This window comes from Rubellimicrobium sp. CFH 75288, assembly GCF_009904055.1.
In the GTDB taxonomy this organism is placed as follows: domain Bacteria; phylum Pseudomonadota; class Alphaproteobacteria; order Rhodobacterales; family Rhodobacteraceae; genus Rubellimicrobium.
Genome location: NZ_WYDP01000010.1, coordinates 63,135 through 79,932, shown reverse-complemented (window position 1 = coordinate 79,932; position 16,798 = coordinate 63,135). Strand labels below are relative to the sequence as shown.

The following is a 16,798-nucleotide window of genomic DNA, read 5'->3' as shown; positions in this document are numbered from 1 at the left end:
GGGATCAGGCCACCTGCACGCCGGCATGCTGCCAGCCCTTGCGCGCCGCGGCGAGGCTGCCGCCGAGGTCGATCGCGCGGGTGAGCCGTTCGATGACGGTGACGGCAAAGCCGAGCCGCGCGGCGTCGAGCGCGGAATAGCTCACGCAGTAATCCGTGGCGAGCCCCACGAGGGTGACCGCCTCCACCCCGCGCGTGCGCAGATAGCCCTCGAGACCGGTGGGCGTCTCGTGATCGTTCTCGAAGAAGGCCGAATAGCTGTCCACCTCGCGGCGGAAGCCCTTGCGGATGATGGCCTGACCGTCGGTGCGCAGGGCGGGGTGAAAGGCGGCGCCGGCCGTGTTCTGCACGCAATGATCGGGCCAGAGCACCTGGGGGCCGTAATCCGCCGTGATGACGTCGAAGGGCGACCGGCCCGGATGGGACGAGGCAAAGGACAGGTGGGCCGGCGGGTGCCAGTCCTGGGTCAGGACGACGACCTGGAACTCCTCCATCAGGGCGTTGATGCCCGGCACGATGGCGTCTCCGTCCGCCACCGCCAGGGCCCCTCCGGGGCAGAAGTCGTTCTGCACGTCCACGACGAGCAGAGCCTCGCTGGCCGGTCTCATGGCGCGTCCTCCCCGCGTCCTCTCGCGGGGCGGAGGCTTAGGCGGCGCAGGGGGCGCTGTCCAGCGCCGCGTCAGGCGTCCAGATTGGCGACCTGGAGGGCATTGTCCTGGATGAACTCGCGCCGCGGCTCGACCGCGTCCCCCATCAGGCGCGAGAAGATGTCCTCGGCCTCGGCCACGTCGTCCACCCGCACCTGCAGCAGCGTGCGCGCCTCGGGGTCGAGCGTCGTCTCCCACAGCTGCTCGGGGTTCATCTCGCCCAGACCCTTGTAGCGCTGGAGCGACAGGCCCTTCTCGCCCTCGGCCAGGATGGCGCGCAGGAGGTCCAAGGGGCCCATGATCGGCTGGACGCGATCCTTGCGCAGGAGCGTGGCGGGATCGCCGTAGGTTTCGGCGAGCGCATCGCTGTGGGTGCCGAGGCGGCGGCTCTCGCCCGAGCGCAGGAGCGCGCCGTCGAGCGTGCGCACCTCCTCCACGCCGCGCAGGGTGCGGCCGAGGCGGATGCCGTGGTCCTGCGTCACCCGGCCCTGCCAGCCGCGCTCGTATTCCGGCGCGATGAGGTCGAGCCGGCGGGCCACCGTGTCGGCCACGCCCTGGAGGTCGGCGTCCACGGCGCCTGCGCGGAAGGCTCCGGCGATGGCGGCCTGTTCGAGGATGTGGCGCGGATGGTGCGGCGGGTAGGCCTCGAGCGAGCGTCTGACGGCGCGCGCCTCATCGACCACGCGCACGAGGTCCGCGCCCGCGATCTCCGCGCCCGAACCGAGCCGCAGGACCGCGCCTTCCACGCCCTGCGCGATGAGGTAGTCGTCGAGCGCGGCCTGGTCCTTGAGATAGACCTCGGACTTGCCGCGGGTGACCTTGTAGAGGGGCGGCTGGGCGATGAAGAGGTGCCCCTTCTCGATCAGTTCGGGCATCTGGCGGAAGAAGAAGGTCAGAAGCAGCGTGCGGATATGCGCGCCGTCCACGTCGGCATCGGTCATGATGACGACCTTGCCGTAGCGCAGCTTGCCGATGTCGAACTCGTCCCGCCCGATCCCGGTGCCCAGGGCCATGACGAGGTTGCCGATCTCCTGGCTGGACAGCATCCGGTCGAAGCGGGCGCGCTCGACATTGAGGATCTTGCCGCGGAGCGGCAGCACCGCCTGGATGCGGCGGTCGCGCCCGGTCTGGGCGCTGCCCCCGGCGCTGTCGCCTTCCACGAGAAACAGCTCGGTCTTGGACGGGTCCCGTTCCGAACAGTCCTTGAGCTTGCCCGCCAGGTAGTTGACGTCGAGCGCGGACTTGCGGCGCGTCAGTTCGCGCGCCTTGCGCGCGGCCTCGCGCGCCAGAGCGGCCTCCACGATCTTGCCCACGATGGCGCGGGCATGGGCGGGGTTCTCCTCCAGCCATTCGGCCAGCCGCTCGGAGACGAGGCTGTCCACCGCGGGGCGCACCTCCGAGGAGACGAGCTTGTCCTTGGTCTGGCTGCTGAACTTGGGGTCGGGCACCTTGACCGAGAGCACGCAGGTGAGCCCCTCGCGCGCATCCTCGCCCGAGAACTCGACCTTTTCCCGCTTTGCCAGGCCCGACGAGGCGGCATAGGCGGTCAGCGTGCGCGTCAGGGCGAACCGGAACCCCTGCAGGTGCGTGCCGCCGTCGCGCTGGGGAATGTTGTTGGTGAAGGGCAGCACCGTCTCGTGGTAGCTGTCGTTCCACCACATCGCGACCTCGACCCCGATCCCGCCGCGCTCGCCCACGATGTGGATGGGTTCGGGCAGGGGGCTCGACTTGGAGCGGTCGAGATACCGGACGAATTCCTTGACGCCGCCCTCGTAGTGGAGCGTGACGTGGAGCGGCTCGGCCGGGCGCAGGTCCCGGAGCGTGATGCGCACGCCCGAGTTCAGAAAGGCCAGCTCGCGCAGCCGCGTCTCGAGCGTCCTGAAGGAATAGTCGAGGTTGGAGAAGGTCCCGTCGGGCCGGTTGGTCTTGGCCGAGGCGAGAAAGCGCACCTCCGTGCCGGTCTGGCCCTCCTCGGCCTCTCCGACGACGCGCAGCGGCTCGACCGTGTTGCCGTTCTCGAAGCGGGCGAAATGCTCGCGCCCGCCCCGCCAGATGCGCAGCTCGAGCCAGTCCGACAGGGCGTTGACGACCGACACGCCCACCCCGTGCAGGCCGCCCGAGACCTTGTAGGAGTTGTTGTCGAACTTGCCCCCGGCATGGAGCTGGGTCATGATGACCTCGGCCGCCGAGACGCCTTCGCCGGGATGGATGTCCACGGGGATGCCGCGGCCGTTGTCGCGCACCGAGACGGAGGAATCGGGGTGGATCGTGACGACCACCTCGGTCGCATGCCCCGCGAGCACCTCGTCGATGCCGTTGTCCACCACCTCGTAGACCATGTGGTGCAGGCCCGAGCCGTCCTCCGTGTCGCCAATATACATGCCAGGCCGCTTGCGCACCGCGTCGAGGCCCTTGAGGACCTTGATGGATTCGGCGCCATAGGCCGCGGCGGCGGCGGACTTCGGAGACATGCGGGAAGACCCTTCGGAAAGCCTGCGATCTTATAGAAAGGTAAGGGGGGAATGTCACCCCTCGGACCCTTTCCATATGGGGATCGGAGAACCGGATTGCCACCGCGGCGCCTCCGTTCCGCACGGGCGCGCGGCCGGATCCGCGCCCCGCCCCGCTCCGGCCAGGGGGGCGGGCGCGGCTCAGGGGGCGGCCGTCTCGGCCAGCGTGGTGACGCCCCCCGCCTCCGTCGCCTCCCAGCACTGGACCGACGCTCCCAGTCCGGCGAACAGGCCCGGCTCGGTCCCGGTCAGAAAGGCCTGAAGGCCCAGCGCGTCCAGTTCGGCATAGAGCGCGGCGCGGCGATGCGCGTCCAGATGGGCGGCCACCTCGTCGAGCAGCAGCAGGGGCGGGCGCCCCCGGGCGGCCAGGGCGCGCGCATTGGCGAGCACGAGCGACAGGAGCAGCGCCTTCTGTTCTCCGGTCGAGCAGTCGCGCGCCGGCACCCCCTTGGCGGCCCAGACCGCCTCCAGGTCGGCCCGGTGGGGCCCGGTCAGGGTGCGGCCCGCCGCCATGTCGGCGCGGCGCCCGCCCTCGAGCGCGGCGGCCAGGGCGGCCTCGGTGTCGGGTGCGGCCCCCTCCGGGTAGACGATGGCCAGATCGGCGGCCGGAAAGCCCGTCTCCGCCCGGTCCTGCGCGGCCGCCAGCGCCGTCAGCGTCGTGGCGCGGTTCTCGGCCAGACGCGCGCCGGCAGAGGCCATGCGCGCCTCGAGCGCGGCGTACCAGTGGGGGTCCCGGGCACCCTCGCGCAGCAGGCGGTTGCGCTCGCGCAGGGCCTTGTCGTAGGCGAGCGCGGCCTCGGCGTGATCCGGGATCAGGCTCATCGCGGCGCGGTCGAGAAAGCGGCGCCGCCCCTCCGCCCCCTCAGTCCAGAGCCGGTCCATCGCGGGCACGACCCACAGGACCGGCACCAGATGCGCAAGGTCGGTCTGGATCGCCGCCTTGCCGTCCAGACGCACGCTGCGCGGCTCGCCCGGCAGGGCGCCGGTCTCGACCTCGCGCACGGCCTCGGGCGTCTGGAAGAGGGCGGCGATGCGCCAGCCGCCCGAGCCGCCGCGCCGGGCGACCTCGGCCGCCGTGGCGCCGCGCAGGCCGCGGCCGGGCGAGAGAAAGGAGACGGCTTCGAGCAGGTTGGTCTTGCCCGCACCGTTGGCGCCCCAGATGGCGACGGTGCCCCGGCCCAGCTCGAGCCGCGCGCGGGCATGCGAGCGGAAGTCCGACAGGGCCAGCGTGGACAGGCGCGCGCCGCTCACACCCGCATCGGCATGACGACATAGAGCGCCGAGGGGTCGTCGCCCTCGCGCATCACCGTGGGATCGGCCGAGGAGTTGAACAGGAACACGGCGTTGTCGCGGTCCACCTGCCCGGCGATCTCGAGCAGGTAGCGGGCATTGAAGCCGATCTCGAGCCGGTCGTCGCCATAGGCGACGGCGAGCTCCTCCTCGGCGGTGCCCGAGTCGGGGGCGTTCACGGTCAGAAGGAGGCGGTCCTCCTCGAGCGCGAGCTTCACCGCGCGGGAGCGTTCGGAGGAGATGGTCGCGACGCGGTCCACGGCGGCGGCGAACTCCCTGGCATCCACTTCCATGCGCCGCGGATTGGCGGCGGGGATGACGCGCGCATAATCGGGGAAGGTGCCGTCGATCACCTTGGAGGTCAGCGCGATTAGGGGAGTCTCGAACCGGATCTTGGTGTCGGAGACCGAGACGCGGATCACGGCCTCGTCGTCGTCCAGAAGCTTGCGCAGCTCGTTCACGGTCTTGCGCGGCACGATGACGCCCGGCATCCCGTCGGCGCCGACGGGCAGGGGGGCGTCGATCCGCGCGAGGCGGTGGCCGTCCGTGGCGACCGCGCGCAGGACGGGGCCGTCCTGCCCCTGGGCCACGTGCAGATAGACGCCGTTGAGGTAGTAGCGCGTCTCCTCCGTGGAGATGGCGAACTTGGATTTCTCGAACAGGCGGCGCAGCAGGCCCGCCGGCGCCTCGAAGCGCGTGGCGTAGTCGGCCGAGGCCATCTGGGGGAAGTCCTCGACGGGCAGCGTGGCCAGCTGGAAGGTCGAGCGGCCGGCCGAGACGGTGAGCCGGCCCGTCTGCCCTGCCGTGGACAGCGTCACGAGCGCACCGTCGGGCAGCTTGCGGACGATCTCGTTGAGCATGACGGCCGGGACGGTGGTGCCGCCGGGCTGGTCCACGCGGGCGGGCGCGCGGTCCACCACCTCCATGTCGAGGTCGGTCGCGCGGATGCTCACGCCGTCCTCGCCCGTCTCGATCAGGAGGTTGGCGAGGATGGGGATGGTGTTGCGCCGCTCCACGACCGATTGGGCCTGGGCCACGGCCCTGGCCAGGGCCGCACGCTCAATGCTGACCTTCATCCCCGTTCTCCCTCCGCTCCGGGACGCCGACCCTGACAGGCTTTGGGAGCCTGCTCAAGGGGGGCTCAGCCCTGCCTCTCGATGGCGCGCCGCAGCTGGGCCACGTCTCCGGCCAGCGTCTGGTCCTCGGCGATCAGCGCCTCGATGCGGCGCACCCCGTGCAGCACGGTGGTGTGGTCGCGCCCGCCGAAGCGGCGTCCGATATCGGGCAGCGAGCGGCTGGTCAGGGTCTTGGCGAGATACATCGCCACCTGCCGGGGCCGGGCGAGCGGCCGCAGCCGGCGCGGGCCGACCAGGTCGGCCAGACGGATGCCGTAATGCTCGGCCACGCGGCGCTGGATCTCCTCCACCGAGACCCGCCGTTCGGCGGCGCGCAGAAGGTCCGCGAGGCCTTCGCGCGCGAGGTCGGGGGTGACCTCGCGCTGGACGAGCTGGGCCTGCGCGATCAGCCGGGTCAACGCTCCTTCGAGCACGCGGAGATTGGCGGTGATGCGCGCGGCCAGGAACTCGAGCACGCCGTCGGCGATGCGCAGCTGGGGATCGGCCTCCTGCGCTTGGGCCAGCTTGAGACGCAGCACCGCGAGGCGCAGCGCCTCGTCGGCGGGACCCATGCCGACCACCAGCCCGGCCTGGAGCCGCGAGGCCACGCGCTCCTCGAGGTGGGGGATCTCGGCCGGGGGGCGGTCGGCCGACAGGACGATCCGCCGGCCCTGGTCGAAGAGCGCGTTGAAGCTGTGGAAGAATTCCTCCTGGGTCGAATCCTTGCCGGCGAGGAACTGGACGTCGTCCACGAGCAGCATGTCGAGGCTGCGGATCCAGGCCTTGAACTCGACCATGCGCCGCTCGCGCAGGGCGCTGACGAAGCGGACCATGAACTGTTCGGCCGACAGGTAGAGGACGCGGGCCCCGGGTTCTCGCGCGCGCAGGGCCTGGGCGACGGCCTGGAGGAGGTGGGTCTTGCCCTGGCCCACCCCGCCATGGAGGAAGAGCGGATTGAACGCCGCGCGGCCCTCGGCCAGCCGGCGCGCGGCGGCGTGGGCCAGCTCGTTGGGCGCGCCGACGGCGAAGCGCTCGAAGGTCAGGCGGGGGTCGAGACGGGTGCCCTCCTCCTCGGGGGCGGGGCGCGGCGGAAGGGTCCGCGATGCGTCCGCGGCCGCCGGGGCAGCGGCTCGGGGGGGTGCGGCAGGGCGATCCGCCAGCGCCATCTCCAGCCTCTGTGCGGGCCAGCCCGCGGCTGCGAGGGCGGCGAGGATGTGCTCGCCGAAGGCCCGCAGCGCATAGGAGCCCAGAAAGGCCGTGGGCGCCCGCAGGACGGCCACACCGTTCTCCACGCCCTCGAGCGACAGGGGCGCAATCCAGCTGCGGAAGCTGCCTGCCCCCACCCGGTCGCGCAGCACGGCGCTGGCGCGGGCCCAGGCCGCCGCCGCGTCGCCGCCTTCGGGCGGGCGGCCGGTCGGCCCCCCGCGGGCGGGTGACGCGCCGGAGCCGAAGCCCGCACCGATGCCTGCCATGCCTGCGCCGTCGGCCATTGCCGTTGTCCTTTCCGTCAGGACGGGCCCCAGGCCCGCCGGTCCGCACCGGACCATGCCCCAGTTCGCAGCGCCGGCTGGTCTCGGGGGACGACGAAAGGACGCTCCTGCGCCAAGGATGGCGCAAGGCGTGGCCGACCCCGTGCCGCCGAAGCCGCACGGTGGTCCGCAGGAGGACCGGACAGCCTGCCCCCTTCGCAGACCGCCTGGCAGGGCGGCGCCGCGAAACTGTCGCTCCGGCCGTGGCAGCGGCCGTCGCAGGGGCGTGACATGCCGATCCTGATCCATTCCCCCAGGAACGACCGGAATCGCTTGAGACAAGCTGCCAAGAGGGCGCACGGCTCGCAACCGAACATCGCGCTTGACGCGCGCGGCGGGTGGGCGAATCGGCCGGGGCTGCCAGAGGGCGCCGATGATCGGGCGGATTCTCGCGGGTCCTGTCACAGCCGTGTGACAATCACCCCTCAGATAGGAAATTTTTTTCGGCTGCGCGGAACATGGCGCGGCGTCAGGGCGGAAACGGTCCCCTTCGGACGACAAAAGGCGCGCCGGCCGGGGCGCGCCTCGATTCGGTGCGGGGAATGGATGTCAGACCGGCGCCGCCGTGGCCCCGACGGCCTTCACGCGCGCGGACAGGCGCGACATCTTGCGGGCGGCCGTGTTCTTCTTGACCACGCCCTTGGAGACGCCGCGCATGAGTTCGGGCTGGGCGGCGCGCAGGGCCTCCTGGGCGGCGGCATGATCGCCCGAGGCGATCGCCTCCTCGACGCGGCGCAGGAAGGTGCGGATGCGCGAGCGGCGCATCTTGTTGATCTTGTAGCGGGCCTCGCTCTGGCGGGCGCGCTTGGCGGATTGGGGCGTGTTGGCCATGGCTGTGCTGGGGTCCCGCTCGATGGGCGCTGCAAACTGAAGCCGCGTCACTAGACGGGAAGGCGCACAGTGTCAACCGACCCTCAGCGCTGGCATTTCGGGCAAAAGAAGGTGGACCGGCCGGCCTGGACGATGCGGCGGATCGGTGTGGTGCAGGTGCGGCAGGGCTGGCCCTCGCGCCCATAGACGCCGAAGCCGTGCTGGAAGCGCCCGATCTCCCCGTCCGCCCCGCGATGGTCGCGCAGGCTGGAGCCTCCCGCCGCGATCGCCTCGTGCAGGACGGCGCGGATGGCCTCCGCCAGCCGGTCGAGCCGCGCCCGTCCGATCCGCCCGGCCGGCCGGGCAGGGTGGATGCCGGCGCGGGCCAGCGCCTCGCAGGCATAGATGTTGCCGATCCCCGCCACGGTCGCGGCATCGAGCAGCGCCGCCTTGATGCTCGTGCGCCGCCCGGCCAGCGCCCGCTGCAGGCTGGCGCCGCCGAAGCCCTCCTCCAGCGGCTCCGGCCCCAGTCCGGCCAGCAGCCGGTGCCCGGACAGCGCGGCCGTGGGCCACAGGTCGATCATCCCGAACCGCCGCGCGTCGTTGAAGGTCACCCGCGTGCCGCCCTCCAGATGCAGCACGACATGATCGTGGGGCGAGTCCGGGGCGCCCGCGCCGGACCCGTGCACATAGGTCCCGAGCACCTCTCGGCCGAGCAGCATCCGGCCCGACATGCCCAGATGCGCCAGAAGCGTCTCGCCCGTGTCGAGATGGATCAGCAGGACCTTGGCGCGCCGGTCGATCCCGACGATCCGGGCCCCCGCCACCCGTCCGGCCAGGTCCGGCGGAAAGGGCCAGCGCAGGCCGTCGCGGCGCAGCTCCAGCCGCTCGATCCGCCGCCCCTCCAGCGCGGGGAGCAGTCCGCGGCGCACCGTCTCCACCTCCGGCAGTTCGGGCATGGCGGTCCTTTCGGCGGCAGCCGCCCTCCTATATGGACCGCGCGACGGGCGGACAAGGCTTGGCGACCCCGGCCGGCGCCCCATCTGTCCGCACCACAGCCGACCGAGGACGAGCCCGTGACCAATGCCCCCCCGCCCGCTTCCGGCCCTGCCCCTTCCGGCGAGGGCCGCGTCACCCATTTCGGGTTCGAGACGATCCCCGAGGGGGACAAGGCGTCCCGCGTGCGCGGCGTGTTCGAGCGGGTGGCGGCGCGCTACGACCTGATGAACGACCTCATGTCGGGCGGGCTGCACCGGCTCTGGAAGGATGCGATGGTGGACTGGCTGGCCCCGCGCGACGGGATGCGCCTGCTCGACGTGGCGGGGGGGACGGGAGACATCGCCTTCCGGGTCAAGCGGCGCGCGCCCGGCGCGTCCGTGACCGTGCTCGACCTGACGGAGCCCATGCTTCTCGAGGGGCGCCGGCGCGCGGAGGCGCGGGGGATCGCGGGGCTCTCCTGGGTCGTGGGCGATGCCATGGCGCTGCCCTTCGCGGATGCGAGCTTCGACGCCTGGACGATCGCCTTCGGCATCCGCAATGTCACCCGCCCCGAGGCGGCCCTGGCCGAGGCCTTCCGGGTGCTGCGCCGGGGCGGCCGGCTTCTCGTGCTCGAGTTCTCGCACGTGGCCCCGCCGCTGCTCGAGCGGGCCTACGATCTCTACTCGTTCAACGTCATCCCCGCGCTGGGCGGAGCGGTGGCGGGAGACCGCGACTCGTATCGCTATCTCGTGGAGTCGATCCGCCGGTTCCCCGACCAGGAGGCGTTCGCGGACCTTGTCCGGCAGGCGGGATTCGAGCGGGTCGGCTGGCGCAACCTGACCTTCGGTGTGGCCGCGCTCCATTCGGGCTGGAAGATCTGACATGCGCGGCCCCCTGAACATCGTCCGGCTCGTCCGCATGGGCGCGACCTTCGAGCGGACGGGCGCCATGGGGATCCTGCTCGAATCGTTCAACGCCCCTCCGCTGCTGCGGGCGGCGGCGCGCACCCTCGCCTGGCCCTTCCGCTGGATGGGGCGGCCCGGCGATCCGGGCCTTCCGCCGGTGCCGCGCGCGCTGGTGGCGATGGGGCCGGCCTATGTGAAGTTCGGCCAGATCCTGTCCACCCGCCCCGACGTGGTGGGTGCGCCGGTCGCCGAACAACTGCGCTTTCTCCAGGACCGGCTGCCGCCCTTTCCGACCGAGCAGGCCCGGGTGGAGATCGCGCGCGAGCTGGGGCAGACGGCGGAGTCGCTGTTCTCCGAGTTCTCGGGCCCCGTCGCCGCCGCCTCGCTGGCGCAGGTGCACCGCGCGCGGCTGCGCGCCACGGGCGAGGCGGTCGCCGTCAAGGTCCTGCGCCCCGGGATCGAACGCGCCTTCCGCCGCGACATCGACGCGCTGCGCTTCACCGCGCAGGTGATCCATGCGCTGGTCCCCTCGGCGCGGCGGCTGCGCCCGCTCGACGTGATTGCCCATTTCGAGGGCGTCGTGCGCGGCGAGCTCGACCTGCGGCTCGAGGCGGCGGCCTCCTCCGAATTCGCGGCCAACACGGCGCGGGACGCGGGCTTTCGCGTGCCCGCCGTCCGCTGGAGCCTGACGGCGCGGCGCGTGCTGACCATGGACTGGGTCGAGGGGATCGGCGCGGCCGACACGACCGCCATCCGCGCCGCAGGCCACGACACGGCCGAACTCGCGCAGCGGGTGCTGCGGCTGTTTCTCAGCCATGCGCTGCGCGACGGCTACTTTCACGGCGACATGCACCAAGGCAACCTCAAGGTCGCACCCGACGGCGACCTCGTGGCCTTCGACTTCGGGATCATGGGGCGGATCGACGACTACACCCGCCGCGTCTATGCCGAGATCCTGTGGGGCTTCATCCGCCGCGACTACCGCCGCGTGGCCGAGGTCCATTTCGAGGCGGGCTATGTTCCCCCCGACCGCTCGGTGGACGCCTTCGCCCAGGCCCTGCGCGCGGTGGGAGAGCCCATCTTCGGCATGGACGCCTCCCACATCTCCATGAGCCGCCTCCTGGCCTATCTCTTCGAGGTGACCGAGCGGTTCGGGATGCGCACCCGCACCGAGCTGATCCTTCTGCAGCGCACCATGGTCGTGGTGGAGGGGGTGGCGCGCTCGCTCGATCCGCGCATGAACATCTGGGAGGCCGCGCGCCCCGTGGTCGAGGCCTATATCCGCGACAGCCTCGGCCCCCGGGCGCTGGCGCGCGACATGGCGCGGACGGCGCGGGTGCTCGCGGCCTTCTCGCCGCGGCTTCCCGATCTGGTGCGCGAGGGGCTGACCCGGGCCGACGAGGCGCTGCCCCCGCCGCCGAGGGCTGCGGCCCGGGCCGCCATGGCGGCTTGGGCGGCGGCGGGGCTGGCGGTCGGCATCCTCGGCACCCTGGTGCTGACGGGACCCTGAATCCGGTCACGGGCGCAACGCCGTGACGGCCGAGGCGGGCACGACTGCGCCCCCCCGCAGGACGACCGCGGCCTCTCCGCCCTCCCAGCGCACCTCCGTCACGCGGGCGTAGATCTCCGCCGGATCGACGGCGACGACCTCTCCACGGACGAGGCTTGCCACCTCGATCCGGTAGGCGCCGCGCGGCAGGGGCGCGCCGTCTGCCGCGACGCCGGCCCATTCGACCGGCTCGCCCGACAGGCCGATCGGGGCGCGCGTGACCTCGCGCCCCTGGGCGTCGCGCACGACGATCTCGGCCGCGTCCGCCTCGGGGCGCGGACGGGCCGCGAGCGTGACCGGGCTGCCGTCGAAGAAGGCCGGCGCCGCGGCCCGCACCTCCCGGCCGACCCAGCCTGCGATCTCGGCCAGACCGGCCAGGGCGAGTCGGGACGACAGCGTCTCGAGCAGGGCATTGGTGCGGACCTGCTGCTCGACGCCGGCAAAGGTGGCGAGCTGCACGGCATAATCGCTCGAATCGATGGGATCGAGCGGGTCCTGGTTGCGCATCTGGGTCGTCAGGAGCCGCAGAAAGGACTGGAAGTCCCCCAGTCCGGTGCGGGCGGGGAGGGGCGGCGCGGTGGTCGTGGCTGTGGTGCGGGCGATTTCCATGGCTCAGACCCGCAGGTCGACCGGACCGGGCGCCATCGCGACAAGGTCGGGGTGCGCAGGATGGGAGGGTGTCCCGGCCAGCGGGTCTGCCCGCCCGGAGCGTCCCGGACCGGGTTCAGGAACGGGGCGCCGGGTGCGGCCCTGTCCGCCGCCCCCTGTTTCCACCGACACGGCCAGCCCCCCGAAGCCTTGGGCGCGCAGATCCTCGCGCAGCAGGTCGAGATGCCGGCGCAGCAGGACGGCCAGGTCCTCCCCCGGCGCCTCGATGACCAGCACGCCCGCTTCCAGCGTCACGCCGACCGCATCGGCCGCGTCAGCCGGCGGCGCCGGCCGATCTCCGGGCGGCATGTCGGGCGGCGCGGGTCGGGAGGACGGCGCAGGACCGGTGTCGCGCGCCGGCGCCCGGTCGGCGGCTGCGGCCGGGATGGTGGGGCCGGCCTCCCCGAAGGTCGGGCCCTCGGCCGCGGAGGGCGGCGCGGCCAGGCTCTCCGGGGGGGCAGGCGGGTCCGCCCCTGCATCGTCCGGGGGCGGCGCGGCAGGAGCCGCCGGGTCCCGGGGCCCGGCGACGGCCGGGAGGGCCGCCGAAGACGCGTCGGCCTGCAGCGGGCGTGGCGGGGGCATCGCCGCGCCGGGTCTGCAAGGCGGCCCGCCGGAGCCGTCCTCCCGGTCCGCTGCAGCATCCCGAGGATCGTCCGCCCCGCCGCGCACCGGCGCGCGGCCGGTGCCGGCCTCTGCCGGCGGGGGGGCCTCCGCCCGGGGGCCGGACCTGCGCCCCGCAGGCACGCGCTCCTCCGTCCCATCCCCGCCTGCCCCGCCCGAGGCCCCGTCAGCGGTCGAGACGGCGGACGGGACCCCCGCGGCCGCGAGCAGGGCGGCAAAGGGCGTCTGCCCGGGGTCCTCTGTCTCCCCCGCGGGAGAGGGCCGCCGACCGGGTGCCGCAGGCGGGCAGGCCGGTCCGGGCCGAAGGGCATCACCAAGCCGGCTGCGATCCATCCGCCACCCCGATTCGCTCCGTCGGGGTCCACCATGCCATCGGAAGCTTACGAAATGTTTACCCGCGGATGCGACCTTGCGCCCGTCGATCCGGAGAGGCCCGCATGCAGATCAGCTCTGTTCCCTCCCTGCCCGTTCCGCAGGAGACCACCCCACGCGAGACCGCCCTGCGCGAGGCGGCGCTCCGGCTCGAGGCCACGGTCCTGCGCGGCCTGCTTTCCGAGGCGGGTCTGGGCCGTCCGCCGGCCGGCTTCGGAGGCGGGGCAGGCGAGGACCACTTCGCCTCGCTGCTGCTCGACGCGCAGGCCGAGCGGCTCGCGCGGGCCGGCGGGATCGGGCTGGCCGAATCGATCATCCGCGCCCTGTCCCTCGATGGCGGCTGAGCCCGGATGGTCCGCGCTGCTCGAGGAGGAGCGTCGGGCGCTGCGCGAGGGGCAATGGGACAGGCTGGCCGACCTCGCGCGCCGCAAGGAGGATCTGGCCCGGCGGATGGAGGCCGGGCAGGTTCCGCCGGACCCGTCGCTGGCGGCGATGCTGGCGCGCAATGCGGCGCTGCTCGCCGCGGCCCTCGGCGGCGTCCGCAGCGCCCTCGGCCGGCAGGAGGCGCTGCGCACCGGTGCGTCGCTGGCCACCTACGATGCCCGGGGCGTCCTGGCGGCCGCACCCGCCGGTCCGCGGGTCGTCCGCCGCGCCTGAGCCGCACCGTCGGTTCAAGTTGCGCGCATTTCGCGCCGGCGCGTTAGGCTTCTGTTCACATCTGGTGATCCAGTCTGCCTCCGCATCCCGAACGGATGGCGCCCCGGGCGCAGGTCAGGACGGCCCTGCCTGCCGCGGCCTCCCGCCGCGGCGATCCGAAACCGCGGCGCAGCACGTGCCGCCGACAGAGGACGGACCCATGTCCAGCATCCTGACCAACACGAGCGCGATGGTCGCGCTGCAGACCCTCAAGGGCATCAACCAGAGCCTGGCGAAGACGCAGGACCAGATCTCGACCGGCAAGTCCGTGGCGACGGCCAAGGACAACGCCGCTGTCTGGGCCATCTCCAAGGTCATGGAATCCGACGTCCAGGGCTTCAAGGCAATCTCCGACAGCCTGTCGCTCGGCCAGTCCACCGTGGCCGTGGCCCGTCAGGCGGCGGAGACGGTGACGGACCTGCTCACGCAGATGAAGGGCAAGATCGTCGCCGCGCAGGAGCAGAACGTCGATCGGGTCAAGATCCAGACCGACATCGAGGCGCTCAAGCGTCAGATCGGCGCGGTCGTGGGCGCGGCCCAGTTCAACGGCCTCAACCTGCTGTCGAACACCGACAAGACGGCCGGAACGGGCACGGTGAACGTGCTTTCGTCGCTCGACCGCACCGCAACTGGTGTCGTCACCAGCGCGATCGGCGTCGCCAAGCGCGATCTGGGCCTTGCGGCCTCCAACATCACCGGCACGGCAGAGGCGTCGGCCACCAACCGGCTGTCGGGGGCGGCCGACGCCACCGCGGCGGCCTTGGCGGGCGGCGCCGTTCCGGCCACCACCAGCGTGACCGTGGACAGCGCCACGGCGGGTTTCGGCTTCTCCATCGCGATCACGGCCGGGGCGGGCAGCCTGGCCACCGGGTTCAACACGACCGGCGCCAACCAGATCAGCTATGTCGCCCGCGACGGCGACACGGCCGAGGATGTGGCCAAGGGACTGGCGGCCGCGTTCAACCGGCATGTCCAGGCCTTTGCCGACGCCAATCCCCAGGCGACGGGCCTCGGCAGCATCCGGGCCAGCGTGACGGGTGCGACCGTCACCTTCACCGGCGCCAACACCACCGGCGACGATTTTTCCGTGACAGCGAACGGCTATGCGGCCGCCGGCAACACGGTGGGCGGCGGACTCGCGCAGGCGGCGTCCATCGACGTCTCCACGACCAACGGGGCCCGGGCCGCCCTGCGCGAGATCGAGGGGCTCATCCAGACCTCCGTCGCCGCTGCGGCCTCCTTCGGCTCTGCCCAGAGCCGCATCGAGACGCAGGCCAAGTTCGTCTCGGGGCTGTCGGATTCGCTGCGGGCCGGGATCGGCTCCATGGTCGATGCCGACATGGAGGAGGCCTCGGCCCGGCTCCAGGCCCTCCAGGTGCAGCAGCAGCTCGGCATCCAGGCGTTGTCCATCGCCAATCAGGCGCCCCAGTCCATCCTGTCGCTCTTCCGCTAGGGCCGGAATTCCCGTCGGTCCGCCGCTCCGGCGGCGGGCCCCATGCGGCGACCGCCGCGGTCGCCGCCTCCCTCCGCACCAGAAGGATGCCGCGTGAAACCGTTTCCCTCGCCGCCGGCCTATCAATCCCCGGACGCTGCCCTTCGGACCCCCCGGCAGATCGAGAGGCAGGCGATCGCCGCCGTCACGGCGCGCCTTCGCGTCGCCGCGGCCCGGCCCGATTCCCTCCCCCCCCTGGCCCAGGCCCTGCACGACAACCGTCGGTTGTGGACCCACCTGGCCGCCGCCGTGGCCGACCGGTCGAATGCCCTGCCCGCCGACCTGCGCGCCAGGCTCTTTGCCCTGGCGGAGTTTGCCGGCCGCCACAGCGCGCAGGTGCTGCGGGGCGAGGGCGACGTGCAGGTGCTGATCGACATCAACACGGCGATCATGCGCGGCCTCGACGACGCGCCGCCGGCGGGGAGGGCGGCGTGAGCGGCCTCGTCCTCAAGCTGGCCCCGCGCGAGCGTCTGCTCGTCAACGGCGCCGTGGTCGAAAACGGCGAGCGGCGGGCGCGGCTTGCCATCCTTACCCCCGGCGCGCATATCCTGCGCCTGCGCGACGCGATCCGCCCCGAGGAGGCCGACACGCCGGTGCGGCGGGTGTGCTATGTCGCGCAGCTCTGCCTGTCCGGCGACGCCGCACCGGATGAGGGGCGCCGCCAGCTCCTGAGCGGCATCGCGCAACTCTCGCAGGCGCTGCGCGATCCCGCGAGCCAGCAGCTTCTGGCCGAAGCGGCGGAAGCGGCCGCTTCGGACGACGCCTATCGCGCGCTCAAGCGGCTGCGCGCCCTCCTGCCTCTGGAGGCGCGTCTTCTGGCGGGGCGTGCGCCGCCGTGACGGTCTCCCTTGCCCTGCCGACAGGCGGCTATGCCGGCTGGCGCCACCTGCAGCGCACGCGCAGCCTGCAGGAGGCGGTCGTTGCCGCCTCGCCCTCCGTGTCCCGGCTGGCCGACCACTTCCGCGCCCGGATCGGCGGGGTTCGCACGGCCGAGGCGCTGGTCGCCGACCCCCGCCTTCTCGAGGTGGCGCTCGGGGCTTTCGGACTGGGCGGCGATCTGGGCGCGCGCGCCTTCGTCCGCCGCGTGCTCGAGGGCGGCACGCTCGATCCGCGGTCTCTGGCCAACCGCCTCGCCGACAAGCGTTATGCGGCGCTCGCGCGCGAGTTCGGCTTTGGCGATCTCGGAGCGCGGACGGACCTGCCCGGTTTTGCCGACCGCATCCTGGCGCGGTTCGAACGGCAGGTCCTGGCCGAGGCGGCCGGCGCGCGCGATCCGGCGCTGCGGCTGGCCGTCCATCTCGGCCCCGCGCTGGAGGATCTGGCGGCGCGGGCGGGTAGCCCCAATGCGCAATGGTACGGCGTGATGAGCGAGCCTCCCCTGCGGGAGGTGTTCGTCACGGCCTTCGGTTTTCCCCCGTCCTTCGGGGCGCTCGACGTGGACCGCCAGCTGGCTGCCTTCCGCCGGAGCGCAGCCGCGCTCGGCGCGGAGGCGCCGGCGGACTTTCGCGATCCCGCGCTCCAGGATCGCCTGATGCGGCTCTTCTTCCTGCGCCGCGAGAGCGGGGCTGCAGCCCCGGCGGCGGCGCCGATCCTCGCCCTGCTGCGGGGCGGCGGCTGAGCGGGACGGACCGGCCGGG

The 16,798-nt window shown here is 72.9% G+C and carries 17 protein-coding genes; 8 read left to right on the top strand and 9 right to left on the bottom strand.

What is annotated here, in order from left to right; all coding sequences use genetic code 11:
* Nucleotides 1-4 precede the first annotated feature (4 nt).
* From pncA to mutM, 7 genes are all read right to left on the bottom strand, one after another.
* Entirely contained in the window at nt 5-607 is a 603-nt protein-coding gene (gene pncA / locus GT358_RS10815) for a bifunctional nicotinamidase/pyrazinamidase (protein ID WP_166582629.1), read from the bottom strand.
* A 71-nt stretch (nt 608-678) separates the two neighbouring features.
* Nucleotides 679-3,117 (bottom strand): DNA topoisomerase (ATP-hydrolyzing) subunit B, encoded by a 2,439-nt coding sequence (gene gyrB, locus GT358_RS10810; RefSeq protein WP_166582628.1) that lies wholly within the window; start codon nt 3,115-3,117, stop codon nt 679-681.
* 180 nt (nt 3,118-3,297) lie between these two features.
* Nucleotides 3,298-4,407 (bottom strand): DNA replication/repair protein RecF, encoded by a 1,110-nt coding sequence (gene recF / locus GT358_RS10805; protein ID WP_166582627.1) that lies wholly within the window; start codon nt 4,405-4,407, stop codon nt 3,298-3,300.
* On the bottom strand, nt 4,404-5,522 hold the full coding sequence (gene dnaN / locus GT358_RS10800; RefSeq protein ID WP_166582626.1) for a DNA polymerase III subunit beta: 1,119 nt from the start codon (nt 5,520-5,522) through the stop codon (nt 4,404-4,406). Before dnaN ends, recF begins: the two co-directional genes overlap by 4 nt.
* A 65-nt stretch (nt 5,523-5,587) precedes the next feature.
* Nucleotides 5,588-7,051 carry a chromosomal replication initiator protein DnaA gene (gene dnaA, locus GT358_RS10795; RefSeq protein ID WP_243730833.1) on the bottom strand — a complete coding sequence of 488 codons (1,464 nt, stop codon included), beginning with the start codon at nt 7,049-7,051 and terminating at the stop codon, nt 5,588-5,590.
* A gap of 588 nt (nt 7,052-7,639) precedes the next feature.
* Entirely contained in the window at nt 7,640-7,921 is a 282-nt protein-coding gene (rpsT, locus tag GT358_RS10790; RefSeq protein WP_166582625.1) for a 30S ribosomal protein S20, read from the bottom strand.
* 83 nt (nt 7,922-8,004) lie between these two features.
* Nucleotides 8,005-8,859, bottom strand: a complete 855-nt coding sequence (gene mutM / locus GT358_RS10785) for a bifunctional DNA-formamidopyrimidine glycosylase/DNA-(apurinic or apyrimidinic site) lyase (RefSeq protein WP_166582624.1) — start codon at nt 8,857-8,859, stop codon at nt 8,005-8,007.
* A 117-nt stretch (nt 8,860-8,976) separates the two neighbouring features.
* On the opposite strand from mutM, the gene GT358_RS10780 reads away from it, so the two are divergent.
* Nucleotides 8,977-9,759, top strand: coding sequence for a class I SAM-dependent methyltransferase (locus tag GT358_RS10780; RefSeq protein ID WP_166582623.1), 783 nt, complete (start codon nt 8,977-8,979; stop codon nt 9,757-9,759).
* 1 nt (nt 9,760) lies between these two features.
* A complete protein-coding gene (ubiB, locus tag GT358_RS10775) occupies nt 9,761-11,293 on the top strand; it encodes a 2-polyprenylphenol 6-hydroxylase (RefSeq protein ID WP_166582622.1) in 1,533 nt (510 codons plus the stop codon).
* A gap of 6 nt (nt 11,294-11,299) precedes the next feature.
* On the opposite strand, the gene GT358_RS10770 is transcribed toward ubiB, so the two are convergent.
* Both GT358_RS10770 and GT358_RS10765 read right to left on the bottom strand, forming a co-directional pair.
* A complete protein-coding gene (locus tag GT358_RS10770; protein WP_166582621.1) occupies nt 11,300-11,941 on the bottom strand; it encodes a flagellar hook capping FlgD N-terminal domain-containing protein in 642 nt (213 codons plus the stop codon).
* Between the two features lie 3 nt (nt 11,942-11,944).
* On the bottom strand, nt 11,945-12,235 hold the full coding sequence (locus tag GT358_RS10765) for a hypothetical protein (protein ID WP_166582620.1): 291 nt from the start codon (nt 12,233-12,235) through the stop codon (nt 11,945-11,947).
* An 803-nt stretch (nt 12,236-13,038) separates the two neighbouring features.
* On the opposite strand from GT358_RS10765, the gene GT358_RS10760 reads away from it, so the two are divergent.
* The 6 genes from GT358_RS10760 to GT358_RS10735 all read left to right on the top strand — a co-directional run bounded on the left by GT358_RS10760 (nt 13,039) and on the right by GT358_RS10735 (nt 16,779).
* Nucleotides 13,039-13,317: a rod-binding protein gene (locus GT358_RS10760; protein ID WP_166582619.1), complete on the top strand. Its 279-nt coding sequence runs from the start codon at nt 13,039-13,041 to the stop codon at nt 13,315-13,317.
* Nucleotides 13,307-13,630: a flagellar protein FlgN gene (locus GT358_RS10755; RefSeq protein ID WP_166582618.1), complete on the top strand. Its 324-nt coding sequence runs from the start codon at nt 13,307-13,309 to the stop codon at nt 13,628-13,630. Before GT358_RS10760 ends, GT358_RS10755 begins: the two co-directional genes overlap by 11 nt.
* Before the next feature lie 199 nt (nt 13,631-13,829).
* Nucleotides 13,830-15,122, top strand: coding sequence for a flagellin (locus GT358_RS10750; protein WP_166582617.1), 1,293 nt, complete (start codon nt 13,830-13,832; stop codon nt 15,120-15,122).
* Between the two features lie 93 nt (nt 15,123-15,215).
* Nucleotides 15,216-15,596, top strand: a complete 381-nt coding sequence (gene flaF, locus GT358_RS10745) for a flagellar biosynthesis regulator FlaF (RefSeq protein WP_371416272.1) — start codon at nt 15,216-15,218, stop codon at nt 15,594-15,596.
* Nucleotides 15,593-16,000: a flagellar biosynthesis repressor FlbT gene (gene flbT / locus GT358_RS10740; protein ID WP_166582615.1), complete on the top strand. Its 408-nt coding sequence runs from the start codon at nt 15,593-15,595 to the stop codon at nt 15,998-16,000. The genes flaF and flbT overlap by 4 nt, the downstream gene beginning before the upstream one ends.
* Nucleotides 15,997-16,779: a DUF1217 domain-containing protein gene (locus GT358_RS10735; protein WP_166582614.1), complete on the top strand. Its 783-nt coding sequence runs from the start codon at nt 15,997-15,999 to the stop codon at nt 16,777-16,779. The genes flbT and GT358_RS10735 overlap by 4 nt, the downstream gene beginning before the upstream one ends.
* The last annotated feature ends 19 nt before the right edge of the window (nt 16,780-16,798 follow it).

Bases quoted from the DNA above. Each gene is read 5' to 3' on its own strand.
- pncA (WP_166582629.1), bottom strand. From the start codon at position 607: ATGAGACCGGCCAGCGAGGCTCTGCTCGTCGTGGACGTGCAGAACGAC.
- gyrB (WP_166582628.1), bottom strand. From the start codon at position 3,117: ATGTCTCCGAAGTCCGCCGCCGCCGCGGCCTATGGCGCCGAATCCATC.
- dnaN (WP_166582626.1), bottom strand. From the start codon at position 5,522: ATGAAGGTCAGCATTGAGCGTGCGGCCCTGGCCAGGGCCGTGGCCCAG.
- dnaA (WP_243730833.1), bottom strand. From the start codon at position 7,051: ATGGCCGACGGCGCAGGCATGGCAGGCATCGGTGCGGGCTTCGGCTCC.
- rpsT (WP_166582625.1), bottom strand. From the start codon at position 7,921: ATGGCCAACACGCCCCAATCCGCCAAGCGCGCCCGCCAGAGCGAGGCC.
- mutM (WP_166582624.1), bottom strand. From the start codon at position 8,859: ATGCCCGAACTGCCGGAGGTGGAGACGGTGCGCCGCGGACTGCTCCCC.
- ubiB (WP_166582622.1), top strand. From the start codon at position 9,761: ATGCGCGGCCCCCTGAACATCGTCCGGCTCGTCCGCATGGGCGCGACC.
- GT358_RS10770 (WP_166582621.1), bottom strand. From the start codon at position 11,941: ATGGAAATCGCCCGCACCACAGCCACGACCACCGCGCCGCCCCTCCCC.
- GT358_RS10760 (WP_166582619.1), top strand. From the start codon at position 13,039: ATGCAGATCAGCTCTGTTCCCTCCCTGCCCGTTCCGCAGGAGACCACC.
- GT358_RS10755 (WP_166582618.1), top strand. From the start codon at position 13,307: ATGGCGGCTGAGCCCGGATGGTCCGCGCTGCTCGAGGAGGAGCGTCGG.
- GT358_RS10750 (WP_166582617.1), top strand. From the start codon at position 13,830: ATGTCCAGCATCCTGACCAACACGAGCGCGATGGTCGCGCTGCAGACC.